This window comes from Pseudoalteromonas sp. 1181_04 (assembly GCF_052850545.1).
Window position 1 is genome coordinate 176036 of sequence record NZ_VXCS01000004.1, and the last position, 21954, is coordinate 197989.

24 protein-coding genes and 1 tRNA gene are annotated in these 21954 nt (G+C 41.3%); 12 read left to right on the forward strand and 13 right to left on the reverse strand.

All coding sequences use genetic code 11. The annotated features are described in order from the left end of the window. Nucleotides 1–12 precede the first annotated feature (12 nt). A tRNA-Ala gene (locus tag FW757_RS04790) sits at nucleotides 13–88 on the reverse strand. Nucleotides 89–263: 175 nt separating this feature from the next. On the opposite strand from FW757_RS04790, the gene FW757_RS04795 reads away from it, so the two are divergent. Then, nucleotides 264–653, forward strand: coding sequence for a hypothetical protein (locus FW757_RS04795; protein ID WP_145238122.1), 390 nt, complete (start codon nucleotides 264–266; stop codon nucleotides 651–653). Continuing rightward, the gene (locus FW757_RS04800) at nucleotides 654–1154 is read left to right on the forward strand and encodes a prolyl-tRNA synthetase associated domain-containing protein (RefSeq protein WP_145238125.1); all 501 of its coding nucleotides are present in this window, start codon (nucleotides 654–656) and stop codon (nucleotides 1152–1154) included. It begins immediately after the preceding gene. On the opposite strand, the gene FW757_RS04805 is transcribed toward FW757_RS04800, so the two are convergent. Beyond that, nucleotides 1121–2263 carry an MFS transporter gene (locus tag FW757_RS04805; protein ID WP_145238127.1) on the reverse strand — a complete coding sequence of 381 codons (1143 nt, stop codon included), beginning with the start codon at nucleotides 2261–2263 and terminating at the stop codon, nucleotides 1121–1123. The genes FW757_RS04800 and FW757_RS04805 overlap by 34 nt on opposite strands. 483 nt (nucleotides 2264–2746) lie before the next feature. On the opposite strand from FW757_RS04805, the gene FW757_RS04810 reads away from it, so the two are divergent. The 4 genes from FW757_RS04810 (at nucleotide 2747) to FW757_RS04825 (ending at nucleotide 5884) form a co-directional block, all read left to right on the forward strand. Beyond that, complete coding sequence (locus FW757_RS04810; protein ID WP_149980503.1) at nucleotides 2747–3286, forward strand: DUF2058 domain-containing protein; 540 nt, start codon at nucleotides 2747–2749, stop codon at nucleotides 3284–3286. Between the two features lie 142 nt (nucleotides 3287–3428). Continuing rightward, nucleotides 3429–3752, forward strand: a complete 324-nt coding sequence (locus FW757_RS04815) for a c-type cytochrome (protein WP_145238134.1) — start codon at nucleotides 3429–3431, stop codon at nucleotides 3750–3752. 160 nt (nucleotides 3753–3912) lie between these two features. Next, nucleotides 3913–4680 carry a class II aldolase/adducin family protein gene (locus FW757_RS04820; protein ID WP_182735552.1) on the forward strand — a complete coding sequence of 256 codons (768 nt, stop codon included), beginning with the start codon at nucleotides 3913–3915 and terminating at the stop codon, nucleotides 4678–4680. A gap of 28 nt (nucleotides 4681–4708) precedes the next feature. Then, nucleotides 4709–5884, forward strand: coding sequence for a mandelate racemase/muconate lactonizing enzyme family protein (locus FW757_RS04825; protein WP_064668182.1), 1176 nt, complete (start codon nucleotides 4709–4711; stop codon nucleotides 5882–5884). Nucleotides 5885–6061: 177 nt separating this feature from the next. On the opposite strand, the gene FW757_RS04830 is transcribed toward FW757_RS04825, so the two are convergent. The 9 genes from FW757_RS04830 to zapB all read right to left on the reverse strand — a co-directional run bounded on the left by FW757_RS04830 (nucleotide 6062) and on the right by zapB (nucleotide 13445). Beyond that, nucleotides 6062–6442, reverse strand: coding sequence for a hypothetical protein (locus FW757_RS04830; RefSeq protein WP_149980504.1), 381 nt, complete (start codon nucleotides 6440–6442; stop codon nucleotides 6062–6064). 31 nt (nucleotides 6443–6473) lie between these two features. After that, nucleotides 6474–8051, reverse strand: a complete 1578-nt coding sequence (locus FW757_RS04835) for a S41 family peptidase (protein WP_182785338.1) — start codon at nucleotides 8049–8051, stop codon at nucleotides 6474–6476. A 50-nt stretch (nucleotides 8052–8101) separates the two neighbouring features. Then, complete coding sequence (locus tag FW757_RS04840) at nucleotides 8102–8944, reverse strand: amidohydrolase family protein (RefSeq protein ID WP_182785339.1); 843 nt, start codon at nucleotides 8942–8944, stop codon at nucleotides 8102–8104. Continuing rightward, nucleotides 8941–9669, reverse strand: a complete 729-nt coding sequence (locus FW757_RS04845) for an SDR family NAD(P)-dependent oxidoreductase (RefSeq protein ID WP_182785340.1) — start codon at nucleotides 9667–9669, stop codon at nucleotides 8941–8943. The genes FW757_RS04840 and FW757_RS04845 overlap by 4 nt, the downstream gene beginning before the upstream one ends. Before the next feature lie 9 nt (nucleotides 9670–9678). Next, nucleotides 9679–10167, reverse strand: coding sequence for an FKBP-type peptidyl-prolyl cis-trans isomerase (locus FW757_RS04850; protein WP_182732172.1), 489 nt, complete (start codon nucleotides 10165–10167; stop codon nucleotides 9679–9681). A gap of 76 nt (nucleotides 10168–10243) precedes the next feature. Beyond that, a complete protein-coding gene (locus tag FW757_RS04855; RefSeq protein ID WP_182740855.1) occupies nucleotides 10244–11734 on the reverse strand; it encodes a LysM peptidoglycan-binding domain-containing protein in 1491 nt (496 codons plus the stop codon). Nucleotides 11735–11788: 54 nt separating this feature from the next. Further along, entirely contained in the window at nucleotides 11789–12808 is a 1020-nt protein-coding gene (locus FW757_RS04860; protein ID WP_149980510.1) for an MBL fold metallo-hydrolase, read from the reverse strand. 107 nt (nucleotides 12809–12915) lie between these two features. Next, nucleotides 12916–13215, reverse strand: coding sequence for a cell division protein ZapA (locus FW757_RS04865; protein ID WP_149980511.1), 300 nt, complete (start codon nucleotides 13213–13215; stop codon nucleotides 12916–12918). Further along, a complete protein-coding gene (gene zapB / locus FW757_RS04870; protein WP_145238165.1) occupies nucleotides 13215–13445 on the reverse strand; it encodes a cell division protein ZapB in 231 nt (76 codons plus the stop codon). The genes FW757_RS04865 and zapB overlap by 1 nt, the downstream gene beginning before the upstream one ends. Nucleotides 13446–13679: 234 nt before the next feature. On the opposite strand from zapB, the gene FW757_RS04875 reads away from it, so the two are divergent. Then, a complete protein-coding gene (locus FW757_RS04875) occupies nucleotides 13680–14519 on the forward strand; it encodes a 23S rRNA (adenine(2030)-N(6))-methyltransferase RlmJ (protein ID WP_149980512.1) in 840 nt (279 codons plus the stop codon). Nucleotides 14520–14570: 51 nt separating this feature from the next. On the opposite strand, the gene FW757_RS04880 is transcribed toward FW757_RS04875, so the two are convergent. After that, the gene (locus FW757_RS04880) at nucleotides 14571–15386 is read right to left on the reverse strand and encodes an META domain-containing protein (protein ID WP_182719583.1); all 816 of its coding nucleotides are present in this window, start codon (nucleotides 15384–15386) and stop codon (nucleotides 14571–14573) included. A gap of 149 nt (nucleotides 15387–15535) precedes the next feature. Further along, nucleotides 15536–16102 (reverse strand): PhnA domain-containing protein, encoded by a 567-nt coding sequence (locus FW757_RS04885; protein ID WP_145238171.1) that lies wholly within the window; start codon nucleotides 16100–16102, stop codon nucleotides 15536–15538. A gap of 255 nt (nucleotides 16103–16357) precedes the next feature. Between FW757_RS04885 and FW757_RS04890 the strand changes: the two genes are divergently transcribed. The 5 genes from FW757_RS04890 to FW757_RS04910 all read left to right on the forward strand — a co-directional run bounded on the left by FW757_RS04890 (nucleotide 16358) and on the right by FW757_RS04910 (nucleotide 21946). Further along, nucleotides 16358–17632 (forward strand): EAL and HDOD domain-containing protein, encoded by a 1275-nt coding sequence (locus tag FW757_RS04890; protein WP_182719584.1) that lies wholly within the window; start codon nucleotides 16358–16360, stop codon nucleotides 17630–17632. Between the two features lie 47 nt (nucleotides 17633–17679). Further along, a complete protein-coding gene (locus tag FW757_RS04895; RefSeq protein ID WP_182719585.1) occupies nucleotides 17680–18288 on the forward strand; it encodes a paraquat-inducible protein A in 609 nt (202 codons plus the stop codon). A 142-nt stretch (nucleotides 18289–18430) separates the two neighbouring features. Further along, nucleotides 18431–18799, forward strand: coding sequence for a hypothetical protein (locus tag FW757_RS04900; RefSeq protein WP_182719192.1), 369 nt, complete (start codon nucleotides 18431–18433; stop codon nucleotides 18797–18799). An 86-nt stretch (nucleotides 18800–18885) separates the two neighbouring features. Next, nucleotides 18886–20211, forward strand: a complete 1326-nt coding sequence (locus FW757_RS04905; protein ID WP_446440918.1) for a TolC family protein — start codon at nucleotides 18886–18888, stop codon at nucleotides 20209–20211. After that, a complete protein-coding gene (locus FW757_RS04910) occupies nucleotides 20201–21946 on the forward strand; it encodes an efflux RND transporter periplasmic adaptor subunit (protein ID WP_182719194.1) in 1746 nt (581 codons plus the stop codon). Before FW757_RS04905 ends, FW757_RS04910 begins: the two co-directional genes overlap by 11 nt. Nucleotides 21947–21954: the final 8 nt, after the last annotated feature.

Sequence of the window (21954 nt, forward strand, 5' to 3'; positions counted from 1 at the left end):
AGAGTAGGAAAGTGGTGGAGCTAAGCAGGATCGAACTGCTGACCTCCTGCGTGCAAGGCAGGCGCTCTCCCAGCTGAGCTATAGCCCCACATTCCTAAAGTTACGAATTTCGTAACCTACTTGAGGTTCCGTTTCAAGCGGGACGAACTTTAATGAGATTTCTAAATTTGGTCAAGTATTATTTATATATTTTTTGAATTTTTACGCAAACAATGAATTTTTGGTAGACTAACGGTCACTGGATAACAGGAATGATACTAATAATGAAAAAATACGCGTTGATGTTACTCGTTTTACTCTGTGGTTGTGCTAGCCAAAGTGATGAGCCGCCTTTTGAAATTAATAATAAACAGTTACACACTAAATTAGATGAGCAAGGTAATAAGATTTTTGCTTATGTGGTATCGGTTAAAGCCAATAGTCGCGCAAATTTAAACTTAGATCGACCACTGACACGCCAGCAATTTAAAAACTTTGCAGAGCAAGAATATTTTGAAGAATCAAATAGCTTAAAATTAGAATTAGAAGATCAAGCCGTGCACTTATTAAAACAAGAGCTGCATGACAAAAAATATTGTCGCAACGATAAATATGAGATAAATGAAGTATTGTGGCGAGATTTAAGTGTACGCTTGATGGGGCGTTGTTTATAAATGTTAGCGGATAAAAGTAAATTAGCGGCGCTGTTAGCGCATTTAAATATCAATTATGACGTTATCGAACACCCTGCATTACATAGTAGTCTTGCTGCAGATGAATTAATGGTGGAACGGCCCGGAACGCGATTAAAAAACTTATTTTTGCGTGATAACGAAGGTAAAAAGCATTTTTTGGTGATCACCGCACATGACAAGCAGTTAGACTTAAAATCACTGGCTAAATATCAAGGCTTGTCACGCTTAGGGTTTGCCTCCGATGAGCGCTTAGCACGCTTTTTAAAAGTCGCACCTGGATGTGTATCTATGCTTGCTTTGATGAATGATAAGCAAAATGATGTCACTTTATGGCTTGACCAAGACATATGGTTTGGTGATCTATTTCATTGTCATCCATTTGAGAACACCCAAACATGGTTATTAAAAAAAGCCGATTTAGACGCTTTTTTTGCCACCACAGGGCATCAACCTAAAGTGGTTTTTTTACCCGCTAGATAAGCCGAACTTACTAAAATTAATCCGCATATACAGACTAATAATAACGAGGCCATAAATGCGATATGGCCAAGTTGTTGATATACCAAGCCAGGTACAAAAGAGCCTAAAGCCCCGCCACTATAATAAAACGACACATAAGCACCATTAGTGACACTCGGTGGTGCACTGCTTATTTTATTAACCAGCGGCGCTGCGGTTGAATGAATAATAAACATCGCGCCGCAAAAACCAGTGAATGCCAGTAAAAAAATCACTAATTGTGAGCTCATCAAAAATACTAGTGTAGTGCTGTAAAAAGCAAATATAGCAGACAATAAATGCCACGGTGAAATACTCTTTTTTAATAACCAAGGAGTCGCAATAGAGGCGAGGGCGCCAATCAAGTAACCGCTATAAACTAAGCCAATATCACGGGTATTAGTAATTAAAAAAGTGTCTTGTAAAATGAACGGTAAATAATTTAATAACGCAGCAAAGCAAAAAAACATACAAAACACCGCACCATATAATTTTAATACCGCAGCATTCGCGAGCTGTTTTAAATAATTTAATGGGGAAAGAGTGCTGTTAACAATGGCTGTTTGATTACGTGGAATACTCAGTGCAAAGCTAATTAAACCTGCGGCAATAACAAAATAGAAGCTTTGCCAAGTCCATAAATCAGCAAAAATAGCCGCTAACACTCGGCCAAAGTAACCCCCAGCAATTGTACTGCCAATATAGAAGGTCATATTCTTTTGCAAACTATCAGCTTGATAAGTGCTTCCTATGTAAGTGGTCATTGCGGTGAGTGCGGCAGGCAAGGTTAAACCTTGTAAAAATCGTAGTAACAGTAATAACTCAAAACTGGGGGCATAGGCAAAAGCAACACAGGTAACAGCTAGTACTAGCATCGCGTAGCGAAGAATTGTTAAAGGGTTACGTTTAGCTAGTAATAAGCCGTATACCAAAGGAGCAATCGCCAAAGGGAGCATAGTTGCCGTCATCAAGCTACCTGCGGTTGCAGGACTAACTGAAAATTGCTCTGCAAATAAGCTTAATAATGGCTGCGGTGCATAGAGCACGAAAAAGATAAACAGCGAGCAAACTAATAAATGACCGAAACGCATTTTATTGGCCCTACTACAAAAACCACAGCTTAACCTGATTGATATTAAATTCAACCTCAACGCGTTCTTTAAGTGGTTACTTTTATTCTAGAAATAAGTATTTATTGCGCTAAATCAGGTTTTCAATCACAACACTTTGCTAGATTAATGGTTACAGCACTATGATTTGTTTTAATGTGATTATACCCAAGCCACCTCAAGATGCAGAATTCAGCGTTTCACAGGGGCTTAATATCAAGGCGTTACTTTGCAAGAATGGCAGTCCCTTTTAAGAAGTAACAACGCTGAGAGTAAGTTCCTGTGAAACGCCCAACGGGTTGGTTTAAAAGCGATTTATACTACGTTATTGATTTTAGCAATAGACCCACTATTACTTGCAATCAATGCCTTGCCTAAATCGCTTTTAATTCCAACTGAAACTCGCATCTTGGGGTGGTTTGGGTATAAAATAAAGCTAATATCAGTTTTTAATGGAACAAAGCTATGGGTTCATTACAAGACCAATTGCTACAAGCAGGATTAACCACATCACATAAAGCTAAAGTTGCTAAAAGTGAAAAGCGTAAGCAACAAAAAAAACCAAAAAAAGGGGCGACCAGTAACCCTAGTGATCTGCAAAAGCATATTCAGCAAACAAAGTTAGAACAGCAGAAAAAAGCAGAAGAATTAAATCAAGCTCGCCAAGGTGAGTTAAAGCAACGTGAGCAAGTTGCCCGCGTAAAGCAGATATTAGAACATCATAATCAAGATTCGATACGTGGTGAGCGGACTTTCAATTTTACTTACGAAAATAAAGTCAAAGAGCTCGACGTAAATGAACAAACGCAAAAAGCCTTATCAGGTGGCCGACTGGCAATTTGTGTGTTGGAAGGGCAGTTTTTTGTACTTGAAGATGAGCCAGCCCGTAAAGTGGCAGAAGTTGATGAAAAGTACATCGTGTTTCATGTAGAGCCAGAAGACAAAGGCAAAGATGCTGATGACCCATACGCTGATTTTGAAGTACCAGATGATTTAGTATGGTAGCCTAAGAGATGACTTGAACAGTGTGTTTGGTGATCTACTTGGTGTATAAATTACGTACATATGTAATGTACAAAGATCCGTTATTATGGTCTACAATTAAGCTAACAATTTTTATAAACCGTCAAAAAGAAGAGAAAATACAATGAGCAAGATAACAAAATTACTCTTAGGTGCAAGCCTCTCTATGGTTGCTAGTATGTCATTTAACAGCATGGCTGCCGATGGTGCTGCGCTTTATACAGCAAAAATGTGCCAAACATGTCATGGCCCTGAAGGTAAGGCACCGATCATGGCAATGTATCCTAAACTAAATGGTCAGAATAAAGACTACTTAGTGGCGCAAATGAAAGACATTAAATCAGGTGCGCGCAATAATGGCATGACTGCAGCGATGAAAGCGATGGTTGCGACTGTTACTGAAGAAGAAATGGTCGCTATTGCCGATTACTTAGCAAACGTAAAATAATTTTTGCTGAGTGTGAGTTATCAATGGGCTCACCGAAAACAGCCACACCAATTTGGTGTGGCTGTTTTGTTTTAAATATTGATCATCCACGCACACTACTTTAGACTTCTATCCATCTATTTCGTGTTTTGTTTTTAACGCGTTTAAATAAGGCCCCATAATGTTTGAATTACCACAACTTGATTTAAAAAATAAAGTCTCTGCACAAGAATGGCAGTTACGAGTTGATTTAGCCGCCTGTTATCGGTTGGTTGAGCATTTTCGTTGGGGTGATTTGATTTACACACATTTATCGGCGCGTTTGCCGGGGACTGACCATTATTTAGTGAATGCGTTTGGCCTCACATTTGATGAAGTAACAGCTTCTAACCTAGTCAAAGTGGACTTGGCCGGAAATATTTTGGATGACACGCCATTTGCAATCAACCCTGCTGGTTTTACGATTCACAGCGCGATTCACGAAGTGCGTGATGACGCTCATTGTGTTATTCACTTACATACTAAAGAAACGATTGCCGTTGCCACGCAGCAAAATGGTCTGCTGCCACTTAGTCAGTATTCAATGTTTTCACTGCCGTCATTGTCTTATCACGGCTATGAAGGCTTAGCAGTTAATAGCGATGAGAAAAAACGTTTACAAGATGATCTCGCTAATACTAATCATATGTTGTTAGTAAACCATGGTGGTTTAACTGTGGGGCCAACGGTGGGTGATGCATTTATGCGTTTTTATGATTTACAGCGTGCTTGTGAAATACAGCTGGCTTTACAAGCCAGTGGCCAAGCTGTTACACCAGTACCTCAAGCCATAATCGATAATATTTATAATCAAGCGAATGTAGTGCACAGCGGTAGTACCGGTGGGCAATTAGCTTGGCCTGCGATGTTACGTAAGGCCCATCGTCTTGATCCTAGTTTTGCAAAATAACCTAAGCCTTGGTTAATAAGGAATTGTCATGAAAGTTAATCGCGTTGAAGTTTTTGATATCCATTGTCCAGACAGACCTGCTTGGACTCCTGTATTTGTCCGTATTCATACTGACGAAGGTATTAGCGGGGTTGGCGAAGCTGGCCTTGCTTATGATTTAGGACACAGTGCTGCCGCTGCTATGATCAAAGAAATGGCTGATGCTTTCTTAATTGGTCATGACCCATTTCAAACCGAAAAGTTATGGTCGCGTATGCTGCGTGAAAGCTTTTGGGGTTTAGGTGGGGGCCCAGTAGTCTATGCAGCAATGAGCGCGATAGACACCGCTTTATGGGACATTAAGGGTAAAGCATTAGGTTTACCTGTGTATCAGTTGTTAGGCGGTAAAGTTAACGACAAGCTGCGTACTTATGCTTCGCAATTACAGTTTGATTGGGACACTGAGTTTAAAGCTCTGGTACATCCACAAGAATACGCAGAAGCGGCGTTAAAAGCAGTGGCTGAAGGCTACGATGCCGTTAAAGTTGATCCGATCCAATATGATAAAGACGGCAATACTTATTACGACCGCACTAACATTATTTCACGTGCTGAAATGAAGCTATATCGCGCCCGTATGCAGGCAATTCGTGAAGCTGTTGGTGATGAAGTGGATATCATTTTTGAATGCCACAGTTTACCGGGTGTTACCTCTGCTATTCAAATCGGTGAAATCGCTAAAGAATTTGACTGTATGTTTTATGAAGAACCAGTTAACTACTTAAATCATTCGTTACATGCCAAAGTGGCAGATAAAGTATCAGTGCCAATTGCCGGTGGCGAGCGTTTATATAATCGTTGGGGTGTGCGCCCTTACTTAGAAGATCAAAGTATTAATGTATTACAGCCAGATATCGGTTTATGTGGTGGTTTTACTGAAACTAAAAAAGTGTGTGATTACGCTGATATTTTTGATGTGCGTATTCAGGCTCACGTCTGTGGCGGCCCCGTTGCAACCGCAGCATCATTACATTTAGAAACGGCTATTCCAAATTTCTTAATTCATGAGCATCACACTTATGCAATTAAAAAGTGGAACCGTGAGTTATGCTTGCAAGATCCACAGCCTAAAAATGGTTTCTTTGAAGTGTCTGAAGAGCCGGGTATTGGTATTGAACTTAACGACGAAATCGTGATGCGCTCTCAGCGTGTTGAGATCAAATAAAATCATAGGCTACGAGCTATGAATAGCGAGCTAATTTCAGCTCGCTATTCATTAAGTTTATCTACTTTGGCTTTTGCAAATTTAAAACTATTTCTTACTAATTCAAAACGTTAAAATTTTCCTAGCACCTAGCACCTAGCACCTAGCACCTAGCACCTAGCACCTAGCACCTAGCACCTAGATATCATTCACCTTGCATTGTACATCCGGTAGCGGCTCGGTGGCTTTGCTATCGAGATGACGTACAAAGCATAGGTTGTTTTTTATCAGTAATTCAAAACGGTCTGGCATGTTTAGCTGTTTACCCATAATAGGGTTGCCAAGCTCGTCGGTTTTAGTGACGTTATCAACGACCATCAAGCTGCGCTTCATAAACACATCATTAGCTACTGCAATCTTCTCTGAGCGCATTAGGCGAGCAATTCCTTGAGCAATCAGTTCCCCTTGAGGCTCTGTTAGTAATGCATGCTGTAATTTTGGTGTTGGTTCACTGCTTTGCACAGAGCAGCCGCTGATCAAGAGCGCGGTTAGTATTGATAATGAACATTCTTTTAGCATAACAATTCTGCCTTGAGTTTAATGCTAACGCTTAATGCGAAGGCAGTATTTTATTTTGCTCAGCAAGAGATCCAGCCCGTGTATCTAATACTGCAGGGGTATCGCCAAAGCGTGCAGGTGCAAAACCTTGCTTACTGGCTATTGAACTGGCTGCTGGACAACTACCATTATCACGATAACCCAACGCGGCTTTTAGTACCGCTTCTTCAGGATCGCCTAACTGGTGGCTAAAGTCATCAGCAACGGCGCAACCGGCTATGCGTACTGGTAAGCGGGCATTGTCAGTGGTGTTTTGCGGCGCAAAACCATCTGAATATTCACCAAAACCTTTATTGTTTTCGCCAGTAAATTGAATGCTAAAGTAAGTCGTATCGCAGTTATCTGTGGCGTAAAATCCATAAGGTTTGCCGCAAGTACCAGCGCCAATTTGAATAACTTCAATATCAGCGCCGCGTAAGCCATTTATTATCGCTTCGCTGGCAGAGCAAGTGCTACTAGTGGTTAATAAATAAACGCGTTTTAAGTTAAGGCTTGGTAATGGTGTACCTGGTATTAATGCCGGGTTCTCGGCAAAGCCAACAAATTCATCGGTGAACATCACAGGCTCCAAACGTTGCCCAGTAACAGGGTTAAAGGTTGGGTGTTGATCGTTAAAAATGGTTTTTTCGAAAACTTTACCGTTGGTGTTCGCGGGGCCTGCGATCATATAAGCAACTTGACTGGCCATTTGTAAAAAACCACCGCCATTATAACGAATATCAATAATCAGATCAGTGACATTACTTGCTTTGAGATTATTAAAGGCATCATAAAGCGGTTTTTCAGCAATTGCATTGTGGCTATTAAATTGAAAGTAACCAACAGTGCCATCAGCTAAAGTCTTCACGTTTGTGACTGGCCTAGAAGTAATCGTTTGTGAGTTTAAAATAACTTCGCGGGTTTCATCGGTATTAATATCTTTGAATACGAAGGTAGTGCTTTTACCGGTTTGAGTTGGATATAAACCCGCGTTGAGGATATCGACCTCTGCTTGCGTGCTGGCATTGATAAAATCAACACCATCGATTTCTAAAATCTCAAAGCCGCGGGCAATATTTTGCGCACTTGCAGGTGAGTTGGGCTCTGTATAGCTGATCACACCTTGACGTGGTGCTGTAGAGCTGATTAATTTAACTTTAAAACCATAACCAAAAGTCACTCCTGATTGGCTTTGGGCTTCCCATTGTGCAGTTGGCAGGCTAGAGTGAAAGTTGTCTTTGTTTGCGCCTGACTCGGTAATTTGCTCGGTTTTTAGTAATTTAAAATATTCATTTACAGCAGGGGTCAGCGCTGGATCACGATCGATAATTTCGTCATACCAAAGGTAGGTTTCATTGCTCCATGAGCGCAGCCAGTGCTTTTCGTTTAATGCTTGGCATTGTTGATAAAAATTACTTGAGGGTTGAAATACACCTTGTGTCCAATTGATTCTGTTACCAGTGTCGCCATCACCATTGCTGTTATTGTTGTTGTCGGTCATTGTACTACCGCCACCACAGCCAGAAAGAAGCGCTAGAAAAGAAACATTGAAAAGCCCAATAGTGAGCTTTTGAATAGAGGAAACAGCCATAGTGATGATCTATTTTTTATACAATATAAACTCAATATAGCGGTTTTTAATTAAACTTGGTAGCAGTGCTGCGCATTTTTGTAGCTAAGTTGTTGCCATACACTATGAGTATTACACAGCTCAAAATGGTTTGACCAACGCTGTTGATAACTCGCGTTGATTTGACACACAGGGAAATTACTAGCAAACATAACGCGGTGCTGACCAAAGTGTTGCAGGATAAAGTTAAAACACTGCTGTTGTTGAGTTTGCAGCTGCGCGGTGAGTAGCTCAAAGCCTGAAAATTTAATCCAGCAGTTAGGTAGTTGCGCTAATTGGCTGATCCCCTGCTGCCAAATTGACAGATTATTGGGTAAACCCGCATGGTTTATTATTAATTGTAAATGCGGAAGTTGTTGGCAGTAGTTGATTAGCTGTTGGGTAATCGTAAGCTTTTCAACTTCAAATTGAGCTTCAAATATCAGCTGCTTACTGGCTAATAGCGCTAAGTTATCATGGCATGTAGCATGGCTTAAGCGCATGGCATCAGCGCCTTCGGTGATATCTCTAATGCCCACTAAGCTTGGGTGTGATAAAGCGGTAATTGCATTATTAAAATCGTCGGGATGACTATTAATATTGGCAAAGCTGATAGCTTTATAATTGTGGCCACTTAAGTGCTCAGCTAGCCAGTGCAGTTCATTGATGGGGTGCTGGTTATCAAAGCCTGCTTCAATGTGTACTAGGCCAGCAATTTCAAACTGACTTATATGCTGTAATTGGTTAACACTTATGGGCGCTTTAATCGTATCTAAATTTGGCCAAGGCACAGGATTCTTACCTTGTAGCCAATCATATTGCCCTTGGACTAAATTAAAAAAGTGTACGTGAGGGTCAATAATGCGTTCACTCATTGCGCGGTATAACCACCGTCAATGGTTTGTAAACTGCCGGTAATAAAGCTGGCATCATCACTGGCTAAAAACGTAACCAATGCTGCGACTTCATCAGCTTGGCCTAATCGTCCGAGTGGCTGTAATGCGCCTTCTTCGGCAACTATAGTGGCTTTGTCGGCGCCACTACGAGCACAATATGTGTCGATAGCATTATGAAAAAGCGGTGTTTCTATGGTGCCTGGGCACACTGCATTGGTGCGAATATTAAACTGGGCATAATCCAATGCGGTGGTTTTTGCCATTGAGGCTAACGCATGTTTGGTCAGGTTATACGCAAACGAGTTGTTTTTAGCTATGATGGCTTGATCTGAGGCAATTAAAATAATCACCCCATTTTGTTGCGCTTTCATGCTTGGTAACACGCTTTGAATTGCCGCGTAGGCACCTTTTACATTAAGTGCAAACAAGCTATCGAAGGTTGCTTCGTCAGTGTCTTCAATTGTCGCGCTTAGATGACGGCCGGCATTCGATACCAACACATCTATACATTTGCCATTACTGGCAATCTTTGCAATAACCGTTTTTACTGCGCTAACATCACTCACATCGCAGTGGTGCCAAGTGCCTAAATCTGCAGGTTCTAGATCAAGGTTATGTACTTGGTAACCATTATTTAGAAAACGCTTAACAACAGCAAGACCTATACCTTTACTGCCGCCTGTAACGATAGCAACCTTTGACATGGAATTTCCTTAGTGGTTGTGACCACAACCGCCTTCGCTATGGACATGGCCGTGTGATACTTCTTCGCTGGTTGCTTCACGTACGCTAAGTACTTGCACGTCAAACGTTAGAGTTTTGCCTGCAAATGGGTGGTTTAAATCACAATCAGCATTGAAACGACCTACTTTCACGATCGTCACTTGATGACGGCCTTGATTAGAGCTAACCATTGCTGTCATACCTGGCTTCCATACTTTAGTGTCACCTTGAAGGTGTTTAAGAGGAATGCGTTGAATAAGATCATCAACACGTTCACCGTAAGATTCACTCGGTGTAAGTGTCACGCTGAAGCTATCGCCAGCAGCCTTGCCTTCAAGAGCTGTTTCAAGACCAGGAAGCATACCTTCCAAACCATGAATATAGGTTAGCGGCTCACTGCCAGTACTTGTTTCTAGTTGCTCGCCCGCTTCACTTAATGTGTAGTGAAATTCAACTGCCGAGTTTTTGCTAATTTGCATGCCGATCTCTTTAATTTAACTGTAATGAAAAGCTAATTTTACGCTAAATAAGCCGGATTATAAACTACTGGTTCGGTTAGTGTGGTTGCTTTAAGGTTCTTGCAAGCTCTGAAAGTAAACCTTCGTCATGCAATTGTGACACGGCCTTTGTTGCTTGCGGCAAATGTAGCACCAGCTGCGTGCCAGGCGTTAAAATACTCGAGGCACTAAGTTTATTCCACCGGGCTAAATCACTATGCGGCACATCATAAAGTTGGCTGATTCCCCAGATAGTATCACCAGGCTTTACCTGGTATTGGATTGCGATAGTGGGGATCGCTATTTCAGTTTGTTCAAGGTAAGGACTGATTTTATAATTGATAGTTAACGAGTCTGGCATGGTGCGAGGTTGGCCAACCATCAGTGCTTCACCAATACCAATTAAATTAGAGGTTTTGTTATTCATCGCTTTTAGTTTGTTAACTGATAATCCAAAACGACGAGCAATCGAGTACAAAGTATCATTTTTTTTCACTGTATATTCGCCAGTGAAATTATTTTTAAAGAACTGGCTGCTTAATAAGCTTTGCTGTTGCAGTGGTAGTAATAAAGTATGAGGACCATTAGGTGAGCTTTGGTTTTTTAAATAGCCAGGGTTGAGTTTGTGTAGTTGGCTGCGACCAATACCAGATAAATTGGCGATCACCGAAAAATCAAATTGCTGGCCAACGTTAAGCTCAGTTGTAAGGGCTTTGTTGGCAAGTTTAGGGCGGTATAATCCGCGCTGAGGGTTTTGTATTAAGTAGCTTAATGCCATTAGCTTTGGCACGTATTCAGAGGTTTCTTTGGGTAATTTCAACGACCAGTAATCAGTGCTTTTGCCGCGCTTTTTATTTTCTGCGATGGCGCGCTTTACACGTCCTTCGCCACTATTATAAGCCGCTAATGCATGTAGCCAGTCGCCATCAAAGCGCTTATGTAAATACTCTAAATAGGCCAAAGCGGCATCTGTTGAAGCGAGAACATCTTTGCGCCCGTCATACCATTGATCTGATTTTATGCCGAAGTGATGAGCCGTCGCACCGACTAATTGCCATACCCCAACAGCTTGTTCTGAGGAGCTAATAGTCGGGCGAAAGTCACTTTCTACAAAAGGCAATAAAGCTAATTCCATGGGTAACTTACGTTGCTCTATTTTACTAACAATATGATAAAGATAAGGCGCAGCCCGGGCACTGACAACCTGTAAGTATTTTGGTTGCTTGGTATACCAGGTAATCCGTTTATTTAGTGCTTTGTTTAGGTAAATTTGAATGGTTAAGTTGTCGGCTATATGTCGCCATAAATCTTTATTGCGAGTGTGCGCTTGAGGTGATGTAGCGGCTTGTTGCGCTGGAGCTGTTAATGTTATTTTTTGTTTTTTATGCTTGGTATCTGTGGGCTGTGCTGAGCTATTTGATGACGGTTTAACGTGATTAAAAATAACCGGAGCTTGCACAGTATCACTTGGCGCTGAATATGGCTCAGTTGTTTGGCAACCGGATAGTAAAATTAAAGTCACAAACAGGGCTAAGAGGTAACTGCGCATAAACATCACTAAATTAATATCCTTTTAAAAGTCTAGCACATCCACGTGCGAGCGCTATTTTGACTGTTTAACTCGTTTAAGTCCAGCCTCTAGAAACAGCGGGTAAGCTTTTCGTGCTATCTCATCAACTTGGTAGTCTTTCGCAAACTGCTGATTAAAGCTTTGCTGTAATTGCACTAAATCTTGCTCTGGATAGTTTGTTACATGCTGTTGTATCGCGTGCAAAAAGTTTAATGGTTGCTGTAAATCGTCTCGTTTTAGTACGCTTCCGTGGCCAGGCAGGATTATCTTGATGCGCTGATCTGAGTGAAGTTGTGTGAGTATTTGCAACCAGTTATTAAAATTACCATGGCCGGGATAAGGTAGCCAATCAACCACATCAGCACCGACTAAAATGCGATGATTTTCGGCGCTGAGAGTTAAATCACCATTAGTATGGGCTTGGTGTGCGTTAATCGTGACTGGGTAGTTGCCAAGTTCAATGGTTAAGCTATCAACAACGTAAGTTTGTGGTGGTTGTAGTTGATATTGGCGCCATCGTAATAATCGCTGCTTAGCTAAGTTGAGTTTGTTTTGCCAGTGCTGTTGTTGCGCTTCGGGCTGCTGGGCTAAACGCTGTAAACTCAATTCGATACTTTTTTCATAACTATCAAGTTTATTAGTATAGGTTTGTTGGAGTTGACTAAATTCAGTAGCAAGCTGTTGATGGACAATTAATTGAGCATCGGGGAAATGATGCTGCAAAATAGCCATGCCCAGTAAATGGTCGTCGTGGAAGTGACTAGCAACTAAGTAACACAAGGGGGTTTTTAAGGTGCTTTTTAGTTGCTTAACGGTTGCTTCAACAGCGGCAAAGTCGCCACTAGCATCAAACATTAGCGCGCATTTATCACCTTCAATGAGCACTTGGTTTGAGTCATAAAAGCGTAGGGCTCGTTGCTGCTCTAAAAATTGTACGTTAGGGGAGATTGTTTGCCACTGTGTTGCTGCAACAGCAGAGCGGGGTGCAACAAGACTAAAGCTTAGCAATAAAAGTGCAGTTAACTGAGTGGGGATATAAAAAGGGTGAGTCATAACAGTATTGCCAAAATAGAGAAAATAAAATAGGCAAGTTAGCTGATTTTGTTTTTAATTGATACTGGAATCCACGAGATAATAAAAAAAGCGCGAGTGCGCTTTTTTTATTCGGCTGACGATTGCCCTAAGTAAGCACTGAGCTTATCGATGAGTTGATCCTGCTGCTGTTGGGTAACGCTTTGCTGTGTTTTTGCTTCGAGTAACTCATGGCTAATATTCAAGGCTGCCATTAATAAGGCTTTTTGATCATTGCGCACTGTTGAGCGCTGCTTCATTTGATCAACCAAATCATTTAAGTATTTGGCTGATGCAATGAGTGCATCCTCTTGCCCAGCTGGGCAAGCAAATTGCTGCTCTTTACCAAGCAACTCAACTGTGACTCGCTGGTTTTGCAGCTCAGACATTAGTTAGCCTGTTGGGCGCTTTGTAGCTTCTCAAGTAAACCCGTTAAAGTTGTGCTGGTGTCTTTTTGTTTTTCTTCACTTTCAAGTACTTCAAGTTGAAGAATTTCATTTTCATCGATTAGCTTACTATTTTTATCTTTAAGCTCGCTAACCTGAGTTTGTAGCTGTGAATTTTGGCTAATTAATTGGTCGATCAATTGTTCTAGTTGAGAAAGGGTATCGTTATTCATAAAGGCGCTCATAAAACTGTGATTATTGTCATGCAAATGTAAAGCAAAGTTGCTTTATATGCCAGCATTTACGTGTGTTTTGGCTGATTTTTATTTAATGTTAATAAGCTGTTCAGGCTAGCGACTAATTTGTTCATAAGTGGTTCACTTAATGGCCAGCAATTTATGACCCTTGGCGTTTTATGTTGTAGAATATAACTAACTTCAATGAGTTTATTTAAGCGAAATTATATTATGCTCAGTTACAGACACTCATTTCATGCTGGAAACCCAGCCGATGTCGTTAAACATTTGGTATTAGCTCAGGTATTAAGTTACCAGACGCTCAAAGATAAGCCATTGGACTATATCGATACTCACTCAGGAGCTGGCTTTTTTGAATTAGCCAGTGCTGATGCACAAAAAACGCAAGAATACCTAAATGGCATTGCTAAGCTTTATCAACATCGCAGTGAGCATCAGGAACTAAATGATTATATTGATTTAATTAAATCATTTAATGACACAGAACAATTAGCTTTTTATCCGGGCTCGCCGAAAATTGCTGAGCATTTCTTGCGTCGCCAAGACAAAGGTTGGTTTTTTGAGCTACATCCGCGAGATTTGGCATTACTACAAGAAAACATGAGCGGTAAGCGCTCAATTCGTGTCCGCGGCGAGGATGGCTTTACGGGTCTAGTGGGGTTATTACCCCCCGCTTCGCGCAGAGCATGTGTACTCATTGATCCACCTTATGAAATTAAAGACGATTACGACACTGTGGTAAAAACATTAACGAAGGCTTATCAACGCTTTGCTACTGGTACTTACATGATTTGGTATCCGGTGGTCGACAGAGAAAGAATTGAGCGTATGGAAGAGGGGTTGATTGCTTCAGGTATGCGTAATATTCAGTTATTTGAATTAGCGACTGAAGCCGATACTGACGTGCATGGCATGACTGCATCGGGGATGATAGTAATTAATCCACCGTGGAAGTTAAAACAAACTATGGATAAGGTATTACCTGAACTAGTTACCTTATTAAGCGATTCATCAGGCTTTTATCGCAGCGAGCAATTAGTTGCCGAATAAACATTGAAACGCCCAGTTCACTGGGCGTTTAATTACAGAGAGTGATTAGAGTTAATTAAAATACACGGCTTTAAAGGTTGCCAGTACTTTACCTTGCTTATCTTTTAAGGTGAGTGATTCACCATTAATATTCCACGTCGCAGTATTTTCTAGTACGCCAGACATTGCAGTTTCTTGTTCCATACCTTGAGAGCACATTTTTCTAGTACTAGCTTGCGGGCTGAATGTCAGTGCTTGTTGATCTACTTGATAACTACCAGCAAAATTATTGCAGCCTAAAAAGCCATGGCTTTTGTTATCTTTACTAAATTGAATAAAGGGTTCTTTTGTTTCAACAGTGACTTGCACGCCATTTATAGTAACAGCTTTAAAATACGTATTTACTAAATCGACATTGGGCTTTTGCGGCGCAACTTTAGACACGACTACTTCATAAGGTGCTTGTTGTGATTGCTCAAATGGATTGTTATGTGTAGTACTAACGTACAATAACTGATCTTGATTAGTGATACGTGCAATTACGCTATAGCGATGACGTTGATCCATTTTGCTCGCGTCGTAGCTAAGCTCTACCGTATAAGGTGGTGCGCCATTGATATCAATAGTTTGTTGACTAATTATTTCTGCTTCAGTATCCATCTTTGACACATCAGCTAAAGTCACTGTGAGTTGTGATCCCGGACCTAACATGCTGCGATCAAGGTAGCTAACTTGAGTTGTTAAAGTGGCCATGGCTGCATCTTCAGTGGTTTGTTTCGTTTGTGGATCAGGTAGGCTCTTGCACCCGTTAAGTACCATTGCACTGCTGGCCAATAAACTAATGCTGGCAATCGATTTTAAAACTGTATAAGGTTTGTTCGATAGCATGGTTTATTCCTTGAAATAAATGAATCGGTTGATTTTTAATCTATGGGTAGTTTACAGCGCGATTACTTAATCATAGCTTAATTATTCTAAGTTGTTATTTAATAACAAAAAAGGCGCATAAATGCACCTTTTTGTAGGCACAGAGATATTTACTTCTTCACAAACTTGGTCAAAATAACAATGCGCTGACCGTCCACACGTCCTTCAATATGTTCAGGGTTGCTGGTTAAGCCGATATTACGCACAGCAGTACCACGTTTAGCCGTTAAGCTACTGCCCTTAACATCTAAATCTTTAATAAGTGTGACTGTATCGCCGGCTTGCAGTACCACGCCGTTGCTATCAACATGTTTAATATCATCATTTTCAGCAAGTACTTTTTTAGCCCATGCTAACGTATCTTCTTCAAGATAGATCATGTCTAGCGCATCTTGTGCCCAGCCATTATCAGCAGCTAAACGGGTTAGCATACGGTACGCCACCACTTGTACCGCAGGTGTTTGGCTCCACATGCTATCGTTTAAACAATGCCAATGAGTAGGGGTAATATCAGTGGTGCCTTCAACTTGGTCTTTACACGTTTGGCAAGTATAAATACATTTATCTGAATGAGCTTCAGTGACAGGTGGCACTTCGTATACAGAAAGGTTTTCAGTTGCAGTACATAGCTCACATTGGTTATTACTGCGTTCAACTAAGGCTTGTTCAATGCTCATATCAAGGCTCTTTTGGGGGTTAACAGAAAAGTAAGCCCTTATTATACTCAATCATCAGTCAAATTAGAACTTATCCATTATTTTAGTGTGGGTATAGTGAAAACTTTGACTTTACAGATGGTTTGCAGACATTCAATAAAAGGAGCATTATTACTTACAAGTTTAGGCAAGGCGCAAAAACCTTACTATACTGAGTACATAAAATAACAACAATTTAGCTGGCAAGAGTCACTATAGTTATTAGCAGGAAATAATATGCTTAATACGCAGATAACCGCCGAGGTGCCAAAACTTGTTACACAATACATTGCCAGGCAGCCTATTTTTGATGCTGAAACAGGCATTTATGCATACGAATTACTGTATCGAGATTCGATAAATAACGCATTCCCTATTGGCACAACAGATGGTCAGGCTACTGGGCGGCTGTTTTTTAACGCTTTAATGCTTATTGGTATAAATAAACTTACTGCGAACCAACGCGCTTTTATAAACCTTTCTTCAGATGCCCTACTAGATGATTTCCCTAAATTATTGCAACCCGATAGCGCAGTAATAGAAATTGTTGAACGAGCCGACAACATTGATAAAGTGACCAATCGAGTTACGGCTCTAAAAAAAGAGGGTTATACTTTTGCTCTCGATGATTATGATGGAGATGAAAAATGGGAGCCATTATTACATTTAGTTGATTATATAAAGCTTGAAGTTGAAGAGCCCATCATTAAAACCAATATGCTGTTAAAAAAGCTTAAACGCCGTTTTCCTGATGTAAAAATCATAGTTGAACGAATTGAAACGCACGAACAATTTATGCTGCTAAAAAGTGCCGGCTGCGATTACTTTCAAGGCTTCTTTTTCGCGCGTCCAGAAATGCTCAGCTACCATAATGTTGAGCCATCTAAATTTGCTGTTTTTGATTTGCTGCGCTGTACGTCGCGCCCAGATCTCGATTTTGATGAAGTCCACCAGCGGGTAGCTAAAGACGTCGGTTTAACTGCTCGTATTCTTAAATTAGTGAATGCACGCTCTGGTAACCAAAATTTAGTGATCACCTCTATTTCACAAGCGGTTATTTATTTAGGTGAAGATGCAATTCGTCAATTTGTAAGAGTGTTGGCCCTTAGTGAACTAGGGGTTGATAAACCTAGTGAACTAACTAAGTTGGGGTTAACTCGTGCGCATTTCATGCAGTTAATGCTAGAGCCTGGCGGTAAGGAAATGTCTCAGCGTGGTTACTTAGTTGGCTTGATGTCAGTGCTCGATGCTATTTTAAATATGGAACTGGATGTTATCGCAAAAGAGTTTTGTTTAGGCGATGATTTATCGAGTGCACTGCTTAACTTTAACGGTATGTTAGGTGCTACTTTGCAGTTAGCTCGCGCGGTAGAGGAAGATAATTGGCCATTAGCAGTTAAATTGTTAGAAACCATTCGGCCAGCTTCTCCCATCGATGTTATTTATAATGCCATGCTCGTAGCACGGCAATACGGCGATGAGGTTTTAGCCTCAATTATTGAAGATACTTAATACCTTGAGTATGATGCGCCATTATCAATATACTTTAAAAGACGACTATGCGTTTATTACTGCCGATCACGACTATTTTAATTGCTCTGGCGTTGTTATTACCTGGCGTTACTCAGCCTGTGCTAACCCTTGAGGGGAAAATTGATAAATCAAAGCTCGCCAAAACAGGCATTGCTATGATTGCTGATGAAGGTGACCGTCATACCCGCAATATGTTAATGATGGCGTCGAGCATGTTGGGCCTTGATAAACTCGAAGGTGAAATTAGTGCTTATAAAAAAACACGGAGCATTTGGGGCACGGTTAACGAACTTGCCAATAATAAAAATTACCTAGTCGCAGCATTGGTAGCATTGTTTTCAATTGTGGTGCCAGCTTTAAAACTGTTGATGCAATTAGTTTATTGTTTAATACCGATGAACAAATTAAAGCATATACTCGGTCAAGTTATACAAGGCTTGAGTAAATGGAGCATGGTAGATGTTTTTGTCATTGCTTTGATTGTGGCTTACCTTGCTGGTAACGCCGATGGCCAGATGGGGGAATTGATCAACATGCATGCTGAATTTGGTGCAGGTTTTTGGTACTTTACCGGTTATTGCTTATTTGCCATCGCCGCCAGCAGCTTAATTAAAGTTACGCCAAAAAATAGTTAAACGTTTGTGTTAACTAAATAGTTATCATAAACTTCGCTAGAACCTAGAACCTAGAACCTAGAACCTAGAACCTAGAACCTAGAACCTAGAACCTAGAACCTAGAACCTAGAACCTAGAACCTAATTTATAAAAGGCACTTTTTTGCAACGCATTTATATTAGTTTATTCACAGTCGTTTTATTGCTCACTTTAGTGGGTCAAGCGGTTGCGTCTGTAACTATGAGTTGTGATATGCCACACATGAGTCAACCGCAAGCAACTATGGCTGATAGTAGTGATATGCATCACGACATGTCTGCGGGTATGATGAACATGGATTGTTGTGACGATGACGCAACCGCTAATCAAGAGTGTGGTTGTCCAATGAGCGCCTGCAGTACTCACTCAATGTTAAACATGAGTGTGTTAGTTACCGTTATACTGACGACGTCTGAAAAAGTACAACTTTATATCCCGCAAAATCAACATCGTATAGCCAGTTCACTGTATCGCCCTCCTATGCCTGCTTAATTGCAGGATAGGTGCGTCTAAAATTTACCTAAATCACCTTTTCTGCCCCTAAATTTAGTTGTCTTTTAATTTTAGTGGAGTAAGTGATGAATCACTTCGCAGTATTTAAAGTCAGTTTTTTAGCGCTTATGCTAACAACTGCAATTCCAGCACACAGTAATGAATTAAGCCTTGATGAAGCGCTCAGCTATGCACTTGATAATGAGCCATGGCTAACCGCCAGCAAATATCAACAAGCTGCTATACAAGCACAAAGTTTAGCGGCAGGCACACTGCCGGATCCAGTATTAACGGTGGGCTTAATGAATTTACCTACCGACGGTTTTGCTTTTGACCAAGAAGGCATGACCCAATTAAAAGTTGGCGTGAGCCAAATGTTTAGCCGTGGCGATAGCTTAGCGCTTAAGCAGCATGCGTTAGCGCAGTCAGCGCAGCAATATCCTTGGCTACGAGCCGACAGACTCGCTCAAGTAAAAACCATTGTTATTGAATCTTGGCTCAATGCGTATCGTGCCCAGCAAAGTATTGCGTTAATTGAGCAAGATAAAGCATTGTTCTCGCAACTTATTGATATTACTGAATCGAGTTATGCCAGCTCAGTAGGTAACACCCGCCAACAAGATATTATTCGAGCGCAGCTAGAGTTAACCCGCCTTGAAGATAAATTAATGATGTTAGAGCTGCAGTTCGAAAGCGCGAAAAAGCGTTTATCGCAATGGTTACCAATCAACATGTTAACTCAGCCTGTCAGCGCAAAACGTCATGATATAGCGCCTTTAGTTGATTTTTCACAACTTGAATTTGCACAGTTGATGCCATTATTAATGGCGCATCCAGCGATTGTCGCGCTTGATAAAACAGTAGCGGCTAAACAAACAGAAGTTGAGGTGGCAAAACAAGGCTATAAACCGCAGTTTGGGGTAAATATGGGCTATGGTTATCGCGATGATACGCAAATGGGGGATTCCCGAGCGGATCTGTTTTCAGTTGGTGTGAGTGTTGATTTACCACTATTTACTGATAACCGCCAAGACCAACAAGTTAATGCGGCGATAGCTATGGCTGAGGCGGTGAAAACTCAAAAACTAATTGCATTACAAAAGCTAAAAGGGATGTATTTTAAAGAGTTTAGTCAGTTGCCCCAATTAGCAAAGCGTGATGCACTTTATCAAACTAAATTATTGCCACAAATGGCAGAGCAAGCACAAGCTACATTAAATGCTTATACCCGTGATGATGGTGACTTTTCAGAAGTAATGCGCGCCCGAATTAGCGAACTGAATGCCAAAATTGATGCGTTAAACATAGAGATTGATCAACAAATTATTATTGCTCGCCTGAATTATTACGCTAGTAGCAAAGATGCTGCTGTGATGGTTGAGCAATTAGCAGGAGAGCACCGTGAACACTAATTTAAAATTGCTTATCGCAGTACTTATAGGTGCAGGAATATCTGCTAGTGGCTTGTATTTTTTCGGTAATAGTACAGAGCCTGAGGTGATCAGCGCAGAGAAAAAACCATTATATTGGGTTGCGCCTATGGATAGTAATTATCGCCGTGATGCACCAGGGCTTTCACCAATGGGGATGGACTTAGTACCTGTGTATAGTGAAGGAGCTGACAACAATCAAGATGGTCCCAGTGCTGTGACAATTTCCCCTGCTGTTATTAATAATTTAGGGGTTAGAACGGCTAAAGTACAGCTCAAGGCACTGCAAAGTGAAGTAAAAACGGTGGGCTACGTACAATACAATCAAGATCAGTTAGTGCATATTCACCCGCGTGTAGAAGGCTGGATAGAAACGCTGTACGTTAAAGCCGCTGGCGATCAGGTAAAACAAGGGGAACCGCTGTATACCTTATACTCTCCGCAACTGGTAAATGCTCAAGAAGAATTTGTACTGGCTGTTGATCGTAATAACACCGTGCTTATTCGTGCAGCCAAAGCGCGCTTAAAAGCACTGAATGTGTCGGATGGTTTTGTCGAGCGCCTACAAGTTAATAAAAAGGTGATGCAAAATATTACCTTCTATGCTCGCCAAAGTGGTGTGGTTGATGAACTTAATGTGCGCGAAGGTTTTTATGTCAAGCCAGGCACCTCAATGATGAGTATTGCTCAACTTGATGAAGTTTGGGTAGAAGCCGAGGTATTCGAGCGGCAAGCGCAGCTTATTGAAGTCGGTTTACCGGTGACTATGACTCTAGATTATATTGCCGGACAAAGCTGGCGCGGTAAGGTCGATTATATTTACCCAACATTGGATGCCAAAAACCGTACTTTGCGGGTGCGTTTACGCTTTAATAATCAAGATCACCAACTAAAACCGAATATGTTTGCGCAAGTAAGCATCCATGCTAAAGCTGCTGAGCAACAACTTATAGTACCTAAAGAAGCGGTGATCCGCACCGGTTCCCAAGACCGTGTTGTTATCGCTTTAGGCGAAGGACGCTTTAAATCGGTGGCAGTCGAACTGGGCCGCAGTGATAGCCATAACGCCGTTATTTTAGCGGGCGTTAAAGCCGATGATGAAGTGGTGACGTCAGCGCAATTCTTGTTAGATTCAGAATCCAGCAAAAGCTCTGATTTTAAGCGCATGCAAACACCAGAAGCTACCACTAGCGTGTGGGGCAAAGGAGTCGTTAATAGTGTAATGGCAGATCGCCGTATGGTGAATATCAGCCATGACCCTATTGAAGAGCTCGATTGGCCTAGTATGAAAATGGACTTTACGGTTGCCGATAGCGTTGATTTTCAAGCGCTGCAAGCTGGGCAAACACTGCATTTTGAGTTGACTAAAAAAGCCGATAGCAGTTATATGATTAGCGGCATTCATATTATGGATTCCACCCATATGATGAGCGAAGCGCAAAATATGGCGACCGTAACCGGTACTATCAACAGCATTAATAAAGCCCAGCGCACTGCCAATATTAGCCGTGGTGCAATTGAGAAATGGCACCGAGATCCGGCCACTATGGACTTTATGTTTGCTGAACATATTGATTTAAGTAGCCTTGAGCCGAAGCAACAGCTGACATTTACTTTTAGTGTGCAAGATGGTGAGTTCGTGATCCAGCGTATCGATACTGAATCAAGCATGCGAACTAGTGACAATAGCGCCATGTCATCGCATGACGGACATTAGGAGGCTTT